The 16,685-nt window shown below is 60.6% G+C and carries 12 protein-coding genes; 6 read left to right on the top strand and 6 right to left on the bottom strand.

What is annotated here, in order from left to right:
• Nucleotides 1–35 precede the first annotated feature (35 nt).
• The 5 genes from PMI37_RS01595 to PMI37_RS01575 all read right to left on the bottom strand — a co-directional run bounded on the left by PMI37_RS01595 (nucleotide 36) and on the right by PMI37_RS01575 (nucleotide 8,646).
• Complete coding sequence (locus PMI37_RS01595) at nucleotides 36–1,466, bottom strand: sigma-54-dependent transcriptional regulator (RefSeq protein ID WP_008077352.1); 1,431 nt, start codon at nucleotides 1,464–1,466, stop codon at nucleotides 36–38.
• On the bottom strand, nucleotides 1,435–2,925 hold the full coding sequence (locus PMI37_RS01590) for a sensor histidine kinase (protein ID WP_008077350.1): 1,491 nt from the start codon (nucleotides 2,923–2,925) through the stop codon (nucleotides 1,435–1,437). Before PMI37_RS01590 ends, PMI37_RS01595 begins: the two co-directional genes overlap by 32 nt.
• 94 nt (nucleotides 2,926–3,019) lie before the next feature.
• Complete coding sequence (locus PMI37_RS01585; protein ID WP_008077348.1) at nucleotides 3,020–4,123, bottom strand: SCO family protein; 1,104 nt, start codon at nucleotides 4,121–4,123, stop codon at nucleotides 3,020–3,022.
• On the bottom strand, nucleotides 4,120–6,927 hold the full coding sequence (locus PMI37_RS01580) for a multicopper oxidase domain-containing protein (RefSeq protein ID WP_008077346.1): 2,808 nt from the start codon (nucleotides 6,925–6,927) through the stop codon (nucleotides 4,120–4,122). Before PMI37_RS01580 ends, PMI37_RS01585 begins: the two co-directional genes overlap by 4 nt.
• Before the next feature lie 270 nt (nucleotides 6,928–7,197).
• A complete protein-coding gene (locus tag PMI37_RS01575) occupies nucleotides 7,198–8,646 on the bottom strand; it encodes an ATP-binding protein (protein WP_008077344.1) in 1,449 nt (482 codons plus the stop codon).
• A gap of 415 nt (nucleotides 8,647–9,061) precedes the next feature.
• Between PMI37_RS01575 and PMI37_RS01570 the strand changes: the two genes are divergently transcribed.
• From PMI37_RS01570 to PMI37_RS31055, 6 genes are all read left to right on the top strand, one after another.
• Nucleotides 9,062–10,408 (top strand): hypothetical protein, encoded by a 1,347-nt coding sequence (locus tag PMI37_RS01570; RefSeq protein ID WP_008077342.1) that lies wholly within the window; start codon nucleotides 9,062–9,064, stop codon nucleotides 10,406–10,408.
• A gap of 35 nt (nucleotides 10,409–10,443) precedes the next feature.
• Entirely contained in the window at nucleotides 10,444–12,678 is a 2,235-nt protein-coding gene (locus PMI37_RS01565; protein ID WP_008077340.1) for an Ig-like domain-containing protein, read from the top strand.
• A gap of 72 nt (nucleotides 12,679–12,750) precedes the next feature.
• A complete protein-coding gene (locus PMI37_RS01560) occupies nucleotides 12,751–13,215 on the top strand; it encodes a curlin (protein ID WP_008077339.1) in 465 nt (154 codons plus the stop codon).
• Nucleotides 13,216–13,243: 28 nt separating this feature from the next.
• Entirely contained in the window at nucleotides 13,244–14,695 is a 1,452-nt protein-coding gene (locus tag PMI37_RS01555; RefSeq protein WP_008077337.1) for a curlin, read from the top strand.
• Nucleotides 14,696–15,068: 373 nt separating this feature from the next.
• On the top strand, nucleotides 15,069–15,260 hold the full coding sequence (relB, locus tag PMI37_RS31060) for a type II toxin-antitoxin system RelB family antitoxin (protein ID WP_081500483.1): 192 nt from the start codon (nucleotides 15,069–15,071) through the stop codon (nucleotides 15,258–15,260).
• Nucleotides 15,241–15,579 carry a type II toxin-antitoxin system RelE/ParE family toxin gene (locus tag PMI37_RS31055; RefSeq protein WP_081500482.1) on the top strand — a complete coding sequence of 113 codons (339 nt, stop codon included), beginning with the start codon at nucleotides 15,241–15,243 and terminating at the stop codon, nucleotides 15,577–15,579. The genes relB and PMI37_RS31055 overlap by 20 nt, the downstream gene beginning before the upstream one ends.
• Before the next feature lie 373 nt (nucleotides 15,580–15,952).
• On the opposite strand, the gene PMI37_RS32140 is transcribed toward PMI37_RS31055, so the two are convergent.
• The coding region (locus tag PMI37_RS32140) for a hypothetical protein (protein ID WP_238552676.1) at nucleotides 15,953–16,685 on the bottom strand (733 nt) is incomplete at its 5' end.

Genomic DNA, 16,685 nt, shown 5'->3' with positions numbered 1-16,685 from the left:
CCTGCGGCAGCTCCTACATTTATTGTGTACGGCCGCTACCACTGGCGTTTGTCAGGGCGGGCGAGGCCGAGTTTTTCGATGCGGTAGCGCAGCATGTCGCGGCTCAGGCCCAGCAGGCGCGCGGATTTGGTGACGTTCCAGTCGGTTTTGTCGAGCATCTTGCGCACCATGTCGCGCTCGACTTCCGGCAGGTTCATCGATTCGGTATTGCTCGCCGGCCGTGGTTCGTAGTGCACCGGCGCGTCATGAATATGCAGCGGCGGTTCGTCGACCAGGCTCATGCACACATTCAACTGATGCGCGGCAATCGTGTCACTCGGCGCCAGCAGCACCGTTTGCTCAAGCATGTTGCGCAGCTCGCGCACATTCCCCGGCCAGGTGTAACTGAGCAGCAACTCCTCGGCCTGCTGGCTGAAATGCAGATTCGGCTTGCCGTAACGCTTGCCATGGCTGGCGAGGAAGTGCCGCGCCAGCAGCAAAATATCCTCGCCCCGGGCGTACAAACGCGGCACTTTGATTGAAATGATCCGCAGCCGGAAAAACAGATCTCGACGGAATTTGCCCTGCTGCACCATCTGTTCAAGGTTGCAGTTGGTCGCGCTGATCACCCGCAGATTGACCTTGCGCTCCTTCACCGAGCCGACCCGGCGAATGGTGCGATCCTCCAGCAACTTCAAAATCTTCGCCTGCAACAGCAGGTCCATCTCGCCAATCTCATCGAGAAACAGCGTGCCGCCATCCGCCGCTTCCACCAGTCCGACCCGGCGGTCCTTGGCGTCAGTGAACGCGCCTTTCTCATGGCCGAACAGTTCCGACTCGACCAGATTCGACGGGATCGACGCACAGTTGAATTCAATAAACGGACCTTTGCTGCGCGGACCGTCGAAGTGCAGCGCCCGGGCCACCAGTTCTTTACCGGTGCCGGTCTCGCCTTCGACCAAAACCGGCGGCAGATCGGTGTTGGCCATGCGCCGCTCGGCGTCGAGCAACTGGCCGATGGTGTTCTTCAGATACTGCATCGGTGCCGAATCGCCGATCAGTGCCTGCACCCCGGATTTCTGCGCCTCGCGCTCTTGATAGAAGGACAGCGTGCGCTCCATCCGCTCGGTGGCCAGGGCCTTGTCGAGCAGCAGTTTGAGCTCCTGCAGCGCGACCGGTTTGGTGACGTAATGAAAGGCGCCCTCTTTCATCGCCACCACGGCATCTTCGACGTTGCCGTAACCGGTCATCATGATCACTTTCAGATCCGGCGCGCTGATGCGCAGCTTCTGGATCAGGTCGTGGCCACTCATGCCCGGCAGCGAGTTGTCGGTCAGCACGATGTCAGGCATGAAGCTGCCCAATTGCTCCAGCGCGTCTTCAGCCGAATGGCAGACCGTCACCTCGAAGTCCTTGCGCTCCAGGTAGGTCTGAATATTTTCGGCCAGCAGTTCGTCATCCTCGACCAGCAGAATGCTGTGTTCCATATTCCCCTCCCGATGCCACTTTGAAGTTGAGACTGACGCGGGTTCCTTCCTGCTCTTTGCTGGTCAAGACGACCGAGCCCTGAAAACGCTCCATGATTCTTTTGACCAAAGCCAGGCCAACCCCGAGGCCGCCCTGTTTGGTGGTGAAAAAAGGTTTGAACACCAACAGTTGCTGCTGCGCGCTCATGCCCTTGCCGGTGTCGATCACGGTCATGCGCACCCTGTCCGGCTGCGGCGATTCGAACTCGACGGTGAGCACACCGCCCTTGGGCATGGCTTCCAGGGCGTTGGCAAACAGGCTATTGAGTATTTGCGTCAGCAGCACCTTTTGACTGACGACCGGCGCGCAGTTTTGCGGACTGAATCGCACTTCAACGCCGTTGCGCCGGATCAACGCATCAAACGCGCCGAGGGTGTCCTCGACCGCCATGCCCAGATCGACCGCTTCACCGTCGTCATTCATCGGTCGCAGCGATACCAGCAATTCGCGCACCCAGCGCGACATGCGATCGACCTGGCTGATGATGTCGCCAATGTTGCGTTGCGCACCGGGGCTGGCGACTTCCTGGGCCAGTTCGGCGCTGGAGCGGATGGTCGCCAGTGGATTGCGCAAACTGTGCGCCACCGCCGAGGACATCTCGCCGAGGGCGACAAAGGTTTCGTTGCTGATCAGTTGTTGCTGCTGGCTCTGCAGCAGTTTTGCCGCGCGGCGGACGATCCAGAACAACGCCAGAAAAATCGCCGCGCCTCCAAAACAGGTCGCCGCCCAGATCGAGGCGAAACCACGGTCGATGCGATCGACCAGATCCGACGGTTCCTTGTAGATCTCGACCATGGCGATGACTTTGCTTTTGTCGGCGTTGAACATCGGGATGTAGTTCTCGATGAACAGGTATTTCGGCTCGCGCAGCAATTGCTGCTCGGGTTTCTCATCGTCGATTTTGTGGTAGCTGGAGGACACTGGCACTTTCATCTCGAACGACTCGTCGAGTTCGTCGTCATCCTTGATGTGCACGCCGATCAGCTCGGCGTTGGTCGACCAGATCACCGTGCGATCCAGTGCGTAAACCGTGGCCAGGAGAATGTCCGGCAGGTGTTCGACGTGATCGAGAAACTCGGTGCGCGCCGAGACATGCGCCGCCGGATCGACATCGGGGTAATTGTTGTCCTGACGCGGGTCGAGCATTTCGCCCATGGTTCGCGCCGGGGTAATGCCAGCGTGGCGTATTTCCGCCGCGCCGATGGCCTGGACGAACTGCGCGGTCAGCAACGCATCGCGCTCCACGCTTTCGGTGACCACAAAACGCGTGGAGATATAACCCAGCCCCAGCGCCACCGCGGCGATGATGAAAAAACTGGCGAGCGAGAACCAGCGCAGCAGATTGAACTGCTCACGCCAGCCCTTGCCTGCGACCGAGGCGTTCGGTGCAGTGGTTTTTTGTGCTTCCAGTCGCTGCATGGGAGTGCCCTGGAGTGTTTGTATCGAAGCGCTTACAGCCATCAGTGTAGGTGGCTATGACCGCAACACACGGTTCAATGATGCTATTTCGCCGCTACTGCATACCACTCACCGCTGCGGCTGAATCGCCCGGATTTACTGGCGTCAAAGCGCCGTCGGCCAAGGCTTTGGCGGACGGATGCTGACGCTCGGTTTCATCGCTGAGAAAGTCGATGATCGACTGCGCGGATGGCTCGTCGAGGCGCAGGTTGGGCATCGGGATTCGCTCGAATTGTTCATACAGTTGCAGCGCAATCGGGTCTTTTTCCGCGAGCAGGCGATCCGGTTCGCGGATCCAGCGATTGAGCCATTTGTTGTCACGGTTGCGGGTCACGCCGATCAGGTCGGGGCCGATGCTGCGCATGCCGATGCCCTGACCGTCCTGCGGGCCGAGGCTGTGGCACGAGGCGCAGCGGGTGCGGAACAGTTCTTCGCCATTGCTCGGCGGGCGAATGTCCGGGGCGTTGGCGTAACTTTCCTCGATGCTCGGCTGCTTCCAGTTCTGCAAGGTGTTGGCCAGTTGGTCGGCGAGGATCCACGGGTTCTCGAACGGCGAAGCTTTCATCCAGCGCCCGGTAGTCTGGTTGCCAACGATCAGGCTGAGGTTGTGATCCTTGTTGCGACCGTTGTCGACGCCTTCGATGAACAGCCCGAGTTTTTTGCGCAGGTCGGTGACGTCTTCGAATTCGCCAGTGAGAAACTTCCAGCCGGGGCCGACCTTGAAGCGTTGCGCGTAAGCCTTGAGCACTTCGGGGGTGTCGCTGAGCGGGTCGATGCTGATCGAGTAGAAGAAGATGTCCTGCCCAACCCGATCGCCGAGCAATTTCTGCACCTGGCGCAGGCGTGCGGTTTCCAGCGGGCATGAGTCGCTGCACGAAGTGAAGATGAAATTAATCACCACCACTTTGTTCTTGATCAGGTCATCGAAGAAATGCACCTGCTGACCGTCCTGATCGGTCAGCAGGGTGTTGGGGAAATAGTCGCCACCCCACGGGGTGGCGGATTCGCTGGACGCTGGCGGTTCGCTGACGCTGGCCTGGTGCGCCAGCAGCACGCGGCTGCCAAGCACACAGGCCACCAGCAGCAGCACCAGGTGCATGCCCAGCGCCCGGGAGCGCGGGGTATGCAGCGGTTGGCGGTCACCGTGGCGGCGGTTCATGGCTTGACCACCACTTGCGGGCCCATACCGTCGCCGTTGCGGAAGGTTGGCAGCGCGGCGGAGTTGACGTAGCGCACACCGTCCCAGCTTGGCAGAGGGGTTGGCATCAGTTGCAGTTGGCCCGGCTTCTCAAGGTCCCAACGCAGCAGCATCGAATTGTCCTCATGCTGAGTGTTGTGACAGTGCTCCATGTACGTCCCGGCGAACTCACGGAAGTTGATCGCCATCTCGACGCTGTCCAGACCATCGGCTTCGGAACCGATGCGGTAGACGTCCTTGCGCGCCCATTTTTCCCATTCCGGTGGGGTCTTGCCGCCGCGACTGAGGATGATGCCTTCCTCGAAGTGCACATGCACCGGATGGCTCCAGCCCTTGCCGCCGGCCTTGATGTTCCACACTTCCAGAGTGCCGAACCCGGTGACACCGGCATCGGTCGGGCCGCTGGACAACTGGGTCGAGGCGTTCAAGCGACGTGGGTCCATGTGGTAACCGAAACCGCCGTCAGTCTTGACCGTCCACGGTGCTTCATCGGTGCCGTCGGAACGGCCGAAGGTGAAGGTGCGGTGACGAGCCTTGGCCAGCAGCGCTTTGTCGGCGGCGTTGTCACGATGGATCTTCAGCGGAATCATCACCAGCCCTTCGGCCTTGCCCGGTTTCGCCGGTTCGTAGGCTGCCGGGTTCATCGCCAGATCCTGACCGGTGTAAGCCTTGACGTTGAGCTGCAAGACCTTGCCCACCGCCGGATCTCCCTTGTCCCATTGCGGGCCCTTGCTGGTCTGCTTGATCACCGGCAGGTATTTCTCCGAAAGCACGTCAGCCAGCGAGATCACTTCTTTCGGGCCTTTGCCGTCGTCCTGTGCTTGCAGGTTGAGGAAGAACAGCTTGTCGCCAGGCTTGATGCCGTTTTTCGAGAAGTTGACGATGATGTCGAAGCGCTCGGCGATGCCCTGGGTTGGCAGGATCGCGTTGTGGTTCTGTTTATCGCCGTCGGCGTCGAGGTCCATGCTGCCGTCGAACGGCACGCTGTGCTCCATGATGTTGCCGTCGTTGGCGATCATGTGGAACGGCACGCGGCTGTACGACACGCCGGCGTTTTTCGGCCCCTGGAACTCACCGCCGCTGCCTTTGATTTCACGCACCAGCGCCAGTTTGAAGTAGCGCGACACCGAACCGTTGAGGATGCGGAAGCGATAACTGCGTGCGCGCACGTCCAGCGTCGGTTTCCACTGCCAGTTGACCAGCACCTGATCACCGATGAAGCCGTCGGTGTTGAACGGGTTGAACCACAACTGACCCTCCTGATCCCAGGCCTTGTCGGCGAACACCAGGTTGACGTCGTAGTCACGGTTGCCCCACGGCAAGGCGCTGCCGCTGGGCAGACGCAGGTTGACGCCGTCGTTGATCGACTCGTTGCCGCGATCCAGCGCGCTGTAGTAGTTCATCATCGCCGCGTTGCCCTTGTAGACGTTCTGCGCGGTGAAATCGAGCATGTGGTCGTGGAACCAGTGGGTGCTCATGGTTTCGCGCCAGTCGCCACGGATCTTGATGGTGCCGTTGTCACAGGTCTTCTTCGCCGGCGCCAGGTCGTTGACCCACAGGGTTTCGCCCGGTGCGCAAGGGAACGCGGCGCGCGGGTCTTCGGCCTTGGTGTTGATGCTGTCGTAACCGGCGAGCTGGATCGGCCAGCGATAGTCGTAGAACTGGCCGGGGAAGAAGAACGCGTTGGCATAGCCGTCGCTTTCCGCTGGCGCGTGGCCGTTGTGCTCGTGGGTGCTGATGGTGTGCAGGCCAAAGCCGTGGTTGGCCGACGGATCGATCGGCAAGCCGTTGTAGTGACGCATCATCACCGGTTGGCCGTAACGCACCATCAACAGTTTTGGCGGCAGCGTGCCGTCGAAGGTCCATACCGAGTTGTGGTTTTGCGCCGGCATCGCCGGGTGAAAACGCGGGTCGACGCCCTTCGAGGTGCCGTCGGTCAGCGGTACACCGGCGACGTTGTGGTACAGGCCGCCAGGGCCGAACTCGCCCACCGCGTAATGGTGCATTTGCACGCTGTCACGCAGGCCACCGTTGAGGCGCGCGCCGGTCTGCACGGTTTTGTACGCCACTTGTGGGTAGAACTCGTTCCAGCGCTGGTGCGCCCAGCCTTTTCCTGGCGGCCGCCCTTCAGCAGAGGACCCGATGTGGCGATTGAGGAACACCTCGATCTGCGCCTGCCACGGATTGCGGTCGACGACGTTGGAGAACTGGCTGGGGAATGGCGTCAGTCCGGGTTGGCGCAGGAACGCATCGAGGGCGCTGCCGGGGGGCGCGCTGCGGGCGACGTTGTTCGGGTCCTGCGCAGGGGCCGGGCCAATCGCGGCCGGTGGAAATGGCAGCGGCGCGGCCGGGGTGGTCGGGTCGAGTTTTTCCGGGCCGAACTCTTCGAACAGGGTCAACTGCTGGGTGAACGGCTGCGCGCCATAGAGCGGGCTCGGCTTGCCGTTGGTGGGGTAGTTGAAACTAGTCTGCACGGTCGGCGGCAGGATGTTTTCCGTGCGGGTCGAGTCGCGGCTGCCTTTGACGCCGTCGGGCAAATCGAAGGAGTCTTCGTTGGCCTCGGGCAGGGTCAGGATGTTATTGAGCGCTCCGGCACGATCAGCCGGTTCGTCGTAGTACGCCGACGGGTCGGAGGTTTCTGGCTGTCGTTCGTCATCGATGGGGCTGGCGCGAACGCTGGCCATGGTGCCGAGGGTCAACATCAGAAAGACGCTCAAAGGCGTCAGCAGGAAGGTGTTGCTTGGGTCACGCGTTGTTCTGTCCATCACCAGCCGCCTCATCAAGGAAGGGGTGATGGTGTTTTGCAACTAGTGCGCCAAGAAATTATTTCCAGTTGTAACAGGGACTTGAGGACGCTGTGGGTTTCCCCACTCCCCGGTGACCGGGGCTTGACACCCACTGGTGGGGGAAGTTCACAATTTTTCAGTTATACAAACCTCATGTAGGAGCTGCCGAAGGCTGCGATCTTTTGATCTTGGTTTTTAAGATCAAAAGATCGCAGCCTTCGGCAGCTCCTACAGGGCGGAATGTGTGGTTCAGGGGACTAATTGAAAGGCCAGGCGCACGGTGGTGCCCTCGCCTTCGCGGCTGTTGAGGGTCACGCCGCCGCCGAAGCGTTCCATGATGCGTTTGACCAGCACCAGGCCGACGCCGAGACCACCGGCCTTGGTGGTGAAAAATGGCCGGAAGGCCATGGTGCGCTGTTCTTCGTTCATGCCTTTGCCGGTGTCGCTGAGCACCACGCACACACCTCGGTCGTCGCTCGGCTCGAGAGTGACAGTCAACGTGCCGCCCTTGTCCATCGCCTCCAGTGCATTGGCCAGCAGGCTGTTAAGGATCTGCGTCAGTTGCACCGACTGGCTGAGCACCATCGGCGTGTGCTGCGGGTGGAACACCACTTTTACGCCGGCACGGGCGATCTGCTGTTCGAAGGCAACGAGGCTTTCGTGCAACGTCGCGACGAGATTGACCGGCTCCGGATCATCGTTGAGCGGGCGCAGCGATTGCAGCAATTCGCGCACCCATTTCGACATGCGGTCGACCTGGCCGATGATGTCCTTGATGTTCTTTTCGGCAGGGCCCGCGTCGAATTCCAGCGCCAGTTCGGCACTGGAACGGATGGTCGCCAGTGGATTGCGCAAGCTGTGCGCAACGGCGGAGGACATCTCGCCCAGCGCGACAAACGTTTCATTGGCGATCAGTTGTTTCTGCTGGGCCGCGAGCAAAATCGCCGCGCGCCGCACGATCCAGTACAAACCCAGATAAATCAGCCCGCCGCCAAGCGCGGTGGCCAGCCAGATCAGCGTCAGCCCACGCTCCATGCGGGCGATCAGGTCCTTGGGTTCCTTGTAGATCTCGACCATCGCCGTGACGTTCTTGCCCTCGGCGTCGAACAGCGGAATGTAGTTTTCAATAAAGATGTAATCCGGCGGGATGACGAACTTCTGTTCCTCACGGGCCTTGTCGACGTCGTGATAACTGGCGGACACCGGAATCTTTTCGTTGAAGGCCCGATCGAGGTCTTCGTCGGCATGAATGCTGGTGCCGATGAGCACGGGGTTTGTCGACCAGATCACCTGGCGGTCCGGCGCATAGATGTTGGCGAGAATCACGTCCGGCAGGTGTTCGATGTGATCGAGGAATTCACCACGCGCATCGGCCCGGGCCTGTGGACTGACGTCGGGGAAATGCATGTCCTGGCGCGGGTCGAGCAATTCGCCCATGGTGCGCACGTTGGGAATGGAGACGTGGCGCACCTCGGCCGAAGCGATGGCCTGAATGAACTGCGCGGTGAGCAAGGCATCGCGCTGCACGCTTTCCTCGATGACAAACCGCGTCGACACCGCTCCGAGGGCCACGGCCACGGTGCCGATCACCGCCATGCTGATCAGCGAAAACCAACGCAGCAGGTTGAACGGCTGCTTGCGCGAGCCCAACCGTAGGGTGCCCTCCTCGACGGGTAGCGATTTTGACTGAATATTCATGGCGGCGACTTCCCGATACGTCCCTATAGGGTTATAGCCCACGGGTGGGGGTTTGCCCGGATGCGGGGATATCGACCCGCTGCACACCTCCCAAACCCACCCAAAATCCCTGTAGGAGCTGCCGAAGGCTGCGATCTTTTGATCTTGATTTAAAAACAGGATCAAAAGATCGCAGCCTTCGGCAGCTCCTACAGGGGTTTTGTGTACAGCGGGCCATCGAGGGTATCCCCACCGTCCCCAATCCTGGGGAATGACGCCCTTTTCCCGCGGCCTGAAAACCTCAGCCTCACACGCGCCAACCCTTCTGATCCGGCCCTCTCCCGCCCATCCACCGCACCTTGGCATGGAAGGTGTACAGGCCCTGTGCAACTGACCCAACCCCAAGGGGCAGGTACTTTGATAGAGGGATTAACTCATGCACCCTTTACTGTCCAAAACCGCGACCGTCCTGGTCGTGAGCGCCTTGGCCCAGGGCATTGCTCAGGCCGCTTTGTTTGCTGTTGACCCCGGTCCGTACGCGCCGGCCAACGGTGGTTTCGCCAGTTGGTATCAGGACACCCACGGCCGCACCCTGGACCTGTGCCTGTCCAAAGCACTCAGTTCTCGCGTACCGAGCGCACCCGGCGCGCCGTCCTACATGTGCTCGCTGCTGCCGACTCCCGGGGTGTTCGACGACGCGCAACCGATCGTCTTCCCGACCAATTTCCCTGACGAAGCGTTCTGGTTCACCGGTGAAACTACCCTCGTCGACGCGGCGCGCGGCATCGACCTGACCTACGTCAGCGCCATCGAAGCCGCCTTCGCCGCCGAAGAACCGGTCGAGGGCGATCAAGTCAGCTTCGCGCGCATCCGTATTCGCGTTGATGTGCCGACCGCTGGCACTTACGTCATTACCCACCCGTACGGCGTCGACGTGTTCAACATCGACACCCCCGGCCGCCGCGCGATCAACATGACCCGCGACATCGGCATCGGCACGCCGAAAACCTATGACGGCGCGCTCAAGGGTGACATCGGCCCGTTCCTGCGCAGCGTCAACGGGCCGTACACCGAGACCAACCCGGTGACCGGCGCCGCCGAGCAATTCGTCGGCGACCCGAACCTCAGCGAGGCGGTCACCGGCAGTCCGTTCAACACCAACTACGTGCGCATTGAAGGCCCCGGCGGGATCGACCTGCGTACGACGGCGTTTGCCGTCTCCGGCAAGTTGTCGACCGTTGTTCGACCTACACCCATGATCACCCAGCGCAGCACTTACTCGCGCAAAGCGGGGGCCAGCGCGCCGGTCGCACAGCAGGACGTGTTCGTCCTCGCACCGCCAGCCCCGGGCACCGTCGCCGTGACCAGTTTCACCCCGGTGCTGAACATGACCGAAGCCAACTCCACCGGTGCCTGGTACGCGCAATCGTCGGCCAACCCGACCGTGCCGAGCGTCCTGCAAGTGACCGCCGACAATCACCTGGCCATCGCCAGCAGCACGCCGACCACCCTGCCCATGAGCCTGACCGACCTGGTGGTGATCCAGAGCGCGCAATACAGCTTGAGCTCTGGACAACTGACCGTAGTGGCCTCGACCAGTGACGAAACCTCGCCGCCGGTCCTCACCGCCACCTCCGGCAGCGGCGCCGCGATCGGTGCGCTGAGTGGCGACGGCGCGGTGAAAAGCCTCGCCACCGGAATCTCGCCGATACCGCCAGCCAAGGTCCGCGTGACGTCGTCCAACGGCGGCAGCGACACCGAAGAAGTGGTCATCGTGCAATGAACGCTCACATGCCCAGATCCGCATCAGGAGGCATCATGAACAAGTGGCCACGCTTTGCGCTCAACGCGCTCGGGCTCGCTCTCTCGCTGACCGGCAGTGCCTATGCGCAACTCGCCGCCGTCGACCCCGGCCCCTACACCTTCGCCACCGGGAAATTCCCGATGTGGTATCAGGACAGCAACAACCTGTCGATGGAACTGTGCCAGTCACGCGCCGCCAGTTCGCGCGTCGGCGTCACCACGCCACCGGCCTACATGTGTACCCTGCTGCCGGAACCGGGCATCTTCGATGACAGCCTGCCGATGGTGTTCCCGGACAACTGGCCACCGGAAGCCTTCTGGTTCCTCGCCGAAACCACTATCCCCAACAACGGCGCCGGATTTGGCATGGACGCGTATGTCGCCGGGATCGAAGCGGCGTTCGCCTCGGAAAACCCGGCGGATGGCGATCAGCAAAGCTTTGCGCGGATCCGCATCCGGGTGAACGTGCCCGTGGCCGGCACCTACGTCATCACTCACCCGTATGGCGTGGAAACGGTCAACGTCACCACCCCTGGGCGGCGCGCGATCAACATCACCAAGGACATCGGCATCGGTGCGCCGGGCGATTTCAGCGGCACGCTCAACGGCGCCATCGGCCCGTTCCTGCGCAGCATCAACGGCCCCTACACCGAGGTGAACCCGGACACCGGCGGCGTCGAAACTTTCGTTGGCGATCCGAACCTCACCGAAGCGGTAACCGGCAGCCCGTTCAACACAAACTTCGTCCGCATCGTCGGGCCGTCCGGCGCCGGCACGATTCAAACCACCCTGTTCACCGTCGCCGGCAAGGTGCTCGACAGCCGTCAGCAAACCCATGTCGACATCGACCGCGCCACCTATCGCCGCACCTCGGCCGGTGTGCGCGCCGAGGTGTTCGCCAAGGCAGACAGCAGCTCGACCCTGTGCTTCCGTGAAACCGTCGCGTTGCTTCCTGGCCCACCGCCGACCCCGTGCCAGACCAGCCTGACCGGTGACAATAGCGGTTTGTTCTTCGGTCAGCGCCTGGGCAACGGTACGCTGCCTTCGGTCGTCGTCGTGACCGCAACCAACCCGGCCGGCACCACGCGCCCAACCTCGGTGTCGGCCAAACTCACCGACGTGGTGAAAGTGCAGACCGCGCGCTACAGCTGGGCCAACAAAACCTTGCTGATCGAAGCGACATCGACCGATGAAGTGGCGATCCCGGACATGGTTGCCCAAGGTTACGGACGTCTGTCGAAGACCGGCACGCTGCAACGCATCACCGTCGCCGACCTGACCCAGCCACCGGCCACCGTGACGGTGAAATCCGCCGCCGGCGGCAGTGACACCGAGGCGGTCGTCGTGGTCGGCACCGCGCCGGACACCGGGGAAAACCAGGCGCCGATCAGCAATGCCGACACCGGCAGCACCAGCTTCGGTGTGCCGATCACCCTCAGCCTGTTGACCAACGACAGCGATCCCGATGGCGATAATCCGCTGGGCATCACCGCGTTGACTCAACCGGCGGCCGGCCAAGGCACCGTAGCCCTCAGTGGCACCGCCGCTGTGGTCTATACGCCGCCCGCCGTGGTCAACGCGCCACTGACCACAACGTTCACTTACAAAGCGCAGGACGCCAAAGGCCTGGCTTCGGCCAACCCGGCGACCGTGACGATTACCGTCGCGCCAAACCGGTCACCGACCGCCGTCGCCGACAGCGTCGCCACGTTGGGTGTGGCGATCCCGATCAACGTGCTGGCCAACGACACCGATCCGGAAGGCAACGTGCCGCTGGGCGTCGCCAGTCTGACCCAACCGGCCGCTGGCCGTGGCACGGTCAGCACTGACGGCACGGTGATCACCTACACGCCACCGGCCACCGTGACCACGGCGTTCACCACGACCTTCACCTACATCGCCCGGGACAGCTTCGGCGCCCTGTCGACGCCAGCCACGGTCACGGTGCAAGTGTCGCCACGGCCAGCGGCGGAAACCTTCGCCGTGACCGCATCGACGGTGCAGGCACGCTCCGGCGGGCGCTTCAACTGGGACTTCACCGGCACCTCGTCGGTGACCACCGGCAACACCATCACCGTGCAGGTCACCACCCCGACCGGGCTGGTCACCCTCGGCACCACCACCGTACCGGTGACCGGTCGCTGGCGGCTGACGCTGAACAACACGACGGTGGTGCCATCGGCCAACCCGACCGCGACGATCCGCTCGTCCCAGGGCACCGTGCGCACGGTCTCGGTGACCACGCTGTAAGCCTGATCCCCAGCCACTCTCGGGTGGCTGGGGCCGACTTCAAATCGGTTAACGCCTGACAGGATGTGAGCCATGAACACGCCGACCGCCGCCCTGCTTTGCCTGCTCCTGCTGTGCAGCACTGCAGGCGTGCGCGCCGACGACCTGATGGACAACGACGACCTGGCCCCGACCAGCAGCGACCTCGGCGAACTGCCCCCACCGGTGGGTCAGCAAGCCCTGATCGACCAGCTCGGCCAGGCCAACGTCGCCCTGCTGCAACAGAACGGTCAGTCGCTGCTCGGGCAGATCGTGCAGTCGGGCAGCAATCAGGAAGCGTACATCCTGCAACAGGGCAGCGACCTGATGGCGCTGATCAACCAGAACGGTTCCGGCAACGCCGCTTCCATCACGCAGAACGGCAGCCACAACCGCGCGCAGATTTCGCAAAACGGCAACAACAACGACGCCAGCATCGAGCAGGCCGGCGCGGGGCTGCAAAGCGCCGTGACCCAGTCGGGCAACGGCATGAGCGTTTCGGTCAAGCAATATCGCTAAGCACTGCAAATCATCGGAGAGTTCAATCATGTTCAAACTGACGCCCCTCACCGCCGCCCTCCTGGTCATGATCAGTGCCCAGGCCATGGCCGACGACAGCCTGTCCAACCAAAGCCAGGCCGGTACCGCCAACATCGCCGACGTGAAACAGACCCAGGCGCCGTTCAGCACCGCCACCCAGACCCAACTGGGCCAGGGCAACGACGCCGCCGCCGTGCAAGACCACGCCACCAGCGTGATTACCCAGGACGCGGTCGGCGACTACAACGCCGGTTACGCCGAACAGCTTTACGAAGACAACGCCACCATTACCCAGCAACAAGTCGGCGCCTTCAACACCGCCCATGCCAGCCAGTCGTTGGGCTTTGGCTCACCGAACAACGCGCTGCAACAGCAGCAAGGCACCGGCAACTTCTCGTTCATTTATCAAGACTCGCAGAACGGCAGCGAAGGCAAAACCTTCCAGTTCGGCGACAGCAACGAAGCCAACATCGAACAACTCTATGAAGGCAGCGGCAACAGTTCGGTGATCACCCAATACGGCACCGCCAACTACGGCACCGCCGAACAAGTACTGCACAACGGCGGCCAGATCGGCATCAACCAGGCCGGCGAAGGCAACTACGCCTACGGCGACCAGCGCAACGGCACCGGCGGCAACATCAGCATCAACCAGTTCGGCAACCTCAACGGCAGCGAAATCTGGCAAGACTCGCAACTCGCCAGCCAGGCCACCGTCAACCAATATGGCGACAGCAACGAAACCGTGGTCGACCAAAGCTTCGGCGAAAACAACACCGCCGCCGTCACCCAAGTCGGCAACACCAACGCGATCTACGCCGACCAGTTCGAATCGGTCAACTCGACACTGGCGCTGTATCAGGTGGGTAACGGCAACGTGCACTTCACCTACCAGAACGGCGACAGCCACGTGCTCAGCGCCACCTCCGTGGGTAACGACAACAAGGTCTACGCCAGCAACTGGAAAGGCCCGCAAGCCGGCGGCCAGTTCGGCAGTGGCCAACGCGCGACGGTTACTCAGGCGGGCAATGGCAACATCGCCAGCTTCACTCAGGATGGCGTCGGCCAAGTGATGACCACGCATCAGACCGGGACGGGCAACAAGACCACGGTCAGTCAGACGGAGTCGTATAACGAGCTGTATTTTGATCAGAATGGTAGCGACAACATTCTGATCTCGGATCAGCGCGGGACGACCAACCTGATTCAGGGTTCTTCGAATGGCACCGGCAACAGTGCTGAGTTCGATCAATCCGGGACTGGCAACCAGGCGTATACCGCGCAGTTGTATGGCAGCGACAACATGATCACTGTTAAGCAGGCGGATACGATGAACGTGGCGTATGTGACCCAGGGCGGCACGGGGAACATTGCCAATGTTGATCAGAGTGGGGTTACGCAGACGGCAAATATTCAGCAGTTCGGGTCGGCTAACCAGGCGACGGTTTTGCAGCAGTAGGGGTTGGGTGTTGATGGGCCGCGATTCTCTGGTGAGGGGGGTCGCGGTTTTTAACCTTATGTAGGAGCTGCCGAAGGCTGCGATCTTTTGATCTTGCTTTTAAAGATTGAGATCAAAAGATCGCAGCCTTCGGCAGCTCCTACATGAGATTTCTTTTGCTTCAGAAAAAGGAATGGTTTCTGGAAAAGCTGCACGTTTTCCTACTACCTCTGGCGGTTGGCCGTCGGAAGCGCAAGGACTAGGATTTTTCGGGACAACCTGAACCCAAAGGAGCTCGACCAACGTGCAATTCATCCAGACAACCACGACAACATTCCCCTTACCGAATAGACTTTCAGGCATTGATCCCGGAGGTGCCATGATCGACCCAAAGATGATTGACCCACTGTGCCCAGTCGTCTCGAACCTTGATCCTGAAGAACAGGCTGCGAGCTATGACCGCTGGTTCAGGGCGGAAGTACAAGCGTCTCTCGATGATCCGCGTCCGAATCTTTCGCATGAACAAGTAATGGCCGAGATACATGCCTTGATTAAGGCAAAAGACAATGGTTTCGAGGCCGATTGAGTGGAGGCCCGAAGCACGGGCGAAGCTGGTAACAGTGCTCGAATACATAGTCGAAAGGAATGTTGGAGCAGCCAAAGAGATCTTGAAGGCAGTTGGAAAGGCCATAGCTTATCTTCCTGATCATCCCTATCTCTATCGATCAGGCCGGATCACCGGCACTCGGGAGATCGTCGTAAATTCCAGCTATCTGATCATTTATCGAGTGACAGATCGGATCGAAATCGTGAACGTTCTGCATGCGCGTCAGGAGTATCCGAGACGCGTTATGAAAGGCTTATCTGCTCTCTCGTGTTTTCGGGTTTCCATGCCCGGTCGCTGATTTGGCAGCGACGAACACAGGCTAGAGACCGGACGTCCGACGGACAACCTGAAAACCTTGTGGGAAGGTTCCGCTGATTCAGACACGTCTTTAAACAAACGCAGATCGCAACCCTCACCCTGGCCCTCCCGAAACGTCGGACCGCCCGTAGGGAGAGGGAACTGCCGAGGAGATTGAGAGAGAGACGTCGACGTGCGCTACCGAGTTGAATTCAAGTCTCGGAAAGCGCCAAAACCGGCCGCCTCTCCGCTCTCAAACCACCGGGCTATCCACCAGGCGATGAACGAGGCCCCAAACGTTTTGCGAACACGTTGGACGTCACGTGAAATAGGTACTGACTACGCCGACCCGTGCTGGAAAATCTGCTTTCCAGCTAGATGGTAAAGCTGTCTCGGCCCGTGATATCGAATTCACCGTCGCTGATCAGAACACCGGGATGTACAGCATCCTTTGACTGGAAGTGAAATGTGCCTTTGTAGATATTCTTCTCGCGATCAAAGGTTATATCGAACGAGCCTTCATCGGCGTTGAAGATCCGGGTAGAGGATTTCCCGCCTGTCTTCTGCATCGTGGAATAGGCTGCGGCCACGTGCCCGTTGACGATATCACTGCGACCGTTTTCTATCTCGGCACTGAATACAACCTCAATGACGTTCACCACTGTTTTCCCTTGGGCATCCTGCGTTTCCTGGGCAGCAGCCAATGTCAGATACATCCGTCGCATAGGAACGTGATAGTCATAAGCGAAATTCAAACCGTCCGCCGCAAAAGCCACACCATTGATGTTGGCGCGCAGGGAACCTGAGGTAGGGCTTTCTTCACTCGGAAAAACAAATTCAGTCACCATGTTCATCTCCTTGATTGTCTTGTCCTGTGACCAGATAGTGAATCTGGATGAATCAAGGTAGGTACGGCTTTTTGCGCTGTCTACTGTCAGGGTTGACAGTAGACAGCATTGAAAATCTGTCGATAGGTTTGGGCTGTAGTCTACGAAGCGAAATGTTGCGGACGGATAAGCTGAAAACCCGGTCGGAAGAGTCTGCAAAATCAAAACAACCTTCAAACATTTCGAATCGAAATACGCATATGTAGGAGCTGCCGAAGGC

It is taken from the genome of Pseudomonas sp. GM80, from assembly GCF_000282515.1.
Taxonomy (GTDB): domain Bacteria; phylum Pseudomonadota; class Gammaproteobacteria; order Pseudomonadales; family Pseudomonadaceae; genus Aquipseudomonas.
This window is presented reverse-complemented; position numbering and strand designations above follow the sequence as displayed.

Excerpts from the sequence above, each read along its gene's own strand:
- PMI37_RS01570 (WP_008077342.1), top strand. The coding sequence starts at position 9,062 with ATGCACCCTTTACTGTCCAAAACCGCGACCGTCCTGGTCGTGAGCGCC.
- PMI37_RS01560 (WP_008077339.1), top strand. The coding sequence starts at position 12,751 with ATGAACACGCCGACCGCCGCCCTGCTTTGCCTGCTCCTGCTGTGCAGC.
- PMI37_RS01585 (WP_008077348.1), bottom strand. The coding sequence starts at position 4,123 with ATGAACCGCCGCCACGGTGACCGCCAACCGCTGCATACCCCGCGCTCC.
- relB (WP_081500483.1), top strand. The coding sequence starts at position 15,069 with ATGATTGACCCACTGTGCCCAGTCGTCTCGAACCTTGATCCTGAAGAA.
- PMI37_RS01590 (WP_008077350.1), bottom strand. The coding sequence starts at position 2,925 with ATGCAGCGACTGGAAGCACAAAAAACCACTGCACCGAACGCCTCGGTC.
- PMI37_RS31055 (WP_081500482.1), top strand. The coding sequence starts at position 15,241 with ATGGTTTCGAGGCCGATTGAGTGGAGGCCCGAAGCACGGGCGAAGCTG.
- PMI37_RS01575 (WP_008077344.1), bottom strand. The coding sequence starts at position 8,646 with ATGAATATTCAGTCAAAATCGCTACCCGTCGAGGAGGGCACCCTACGG.
- PMI37_RS01555 (WP_008077337.1), top strand. The coding sequence starts at position 13,244 with ATGTTCAAACTGACGCCCCTCACCGCCGCCCTCCTGGTCATGATCAGT.
- PMI37_RS01580 (WP_008077346.1), bottom strand. The coding sequence starts at position 6,927 with ATGGACAGAACAACGCGTGACCCAAGCAACACCTTCCTGCTGACGCCT.
- PMI37_RS01595 (WP_008077352.1), bottom strand. The coding sequence starts at position 1,466 with ATGGAACACAGCATTCTGCTGGTCGAGGATGACGAACTGCTGGCCGAA.
- PMI37_RS01565 (WP_008077340.1), top strand. The coding sequence starts at position 10,444 with ATGAACAAGTGGCCACGCTTTGCGCTCAACGCGCTCGGGCTCGCTCTC.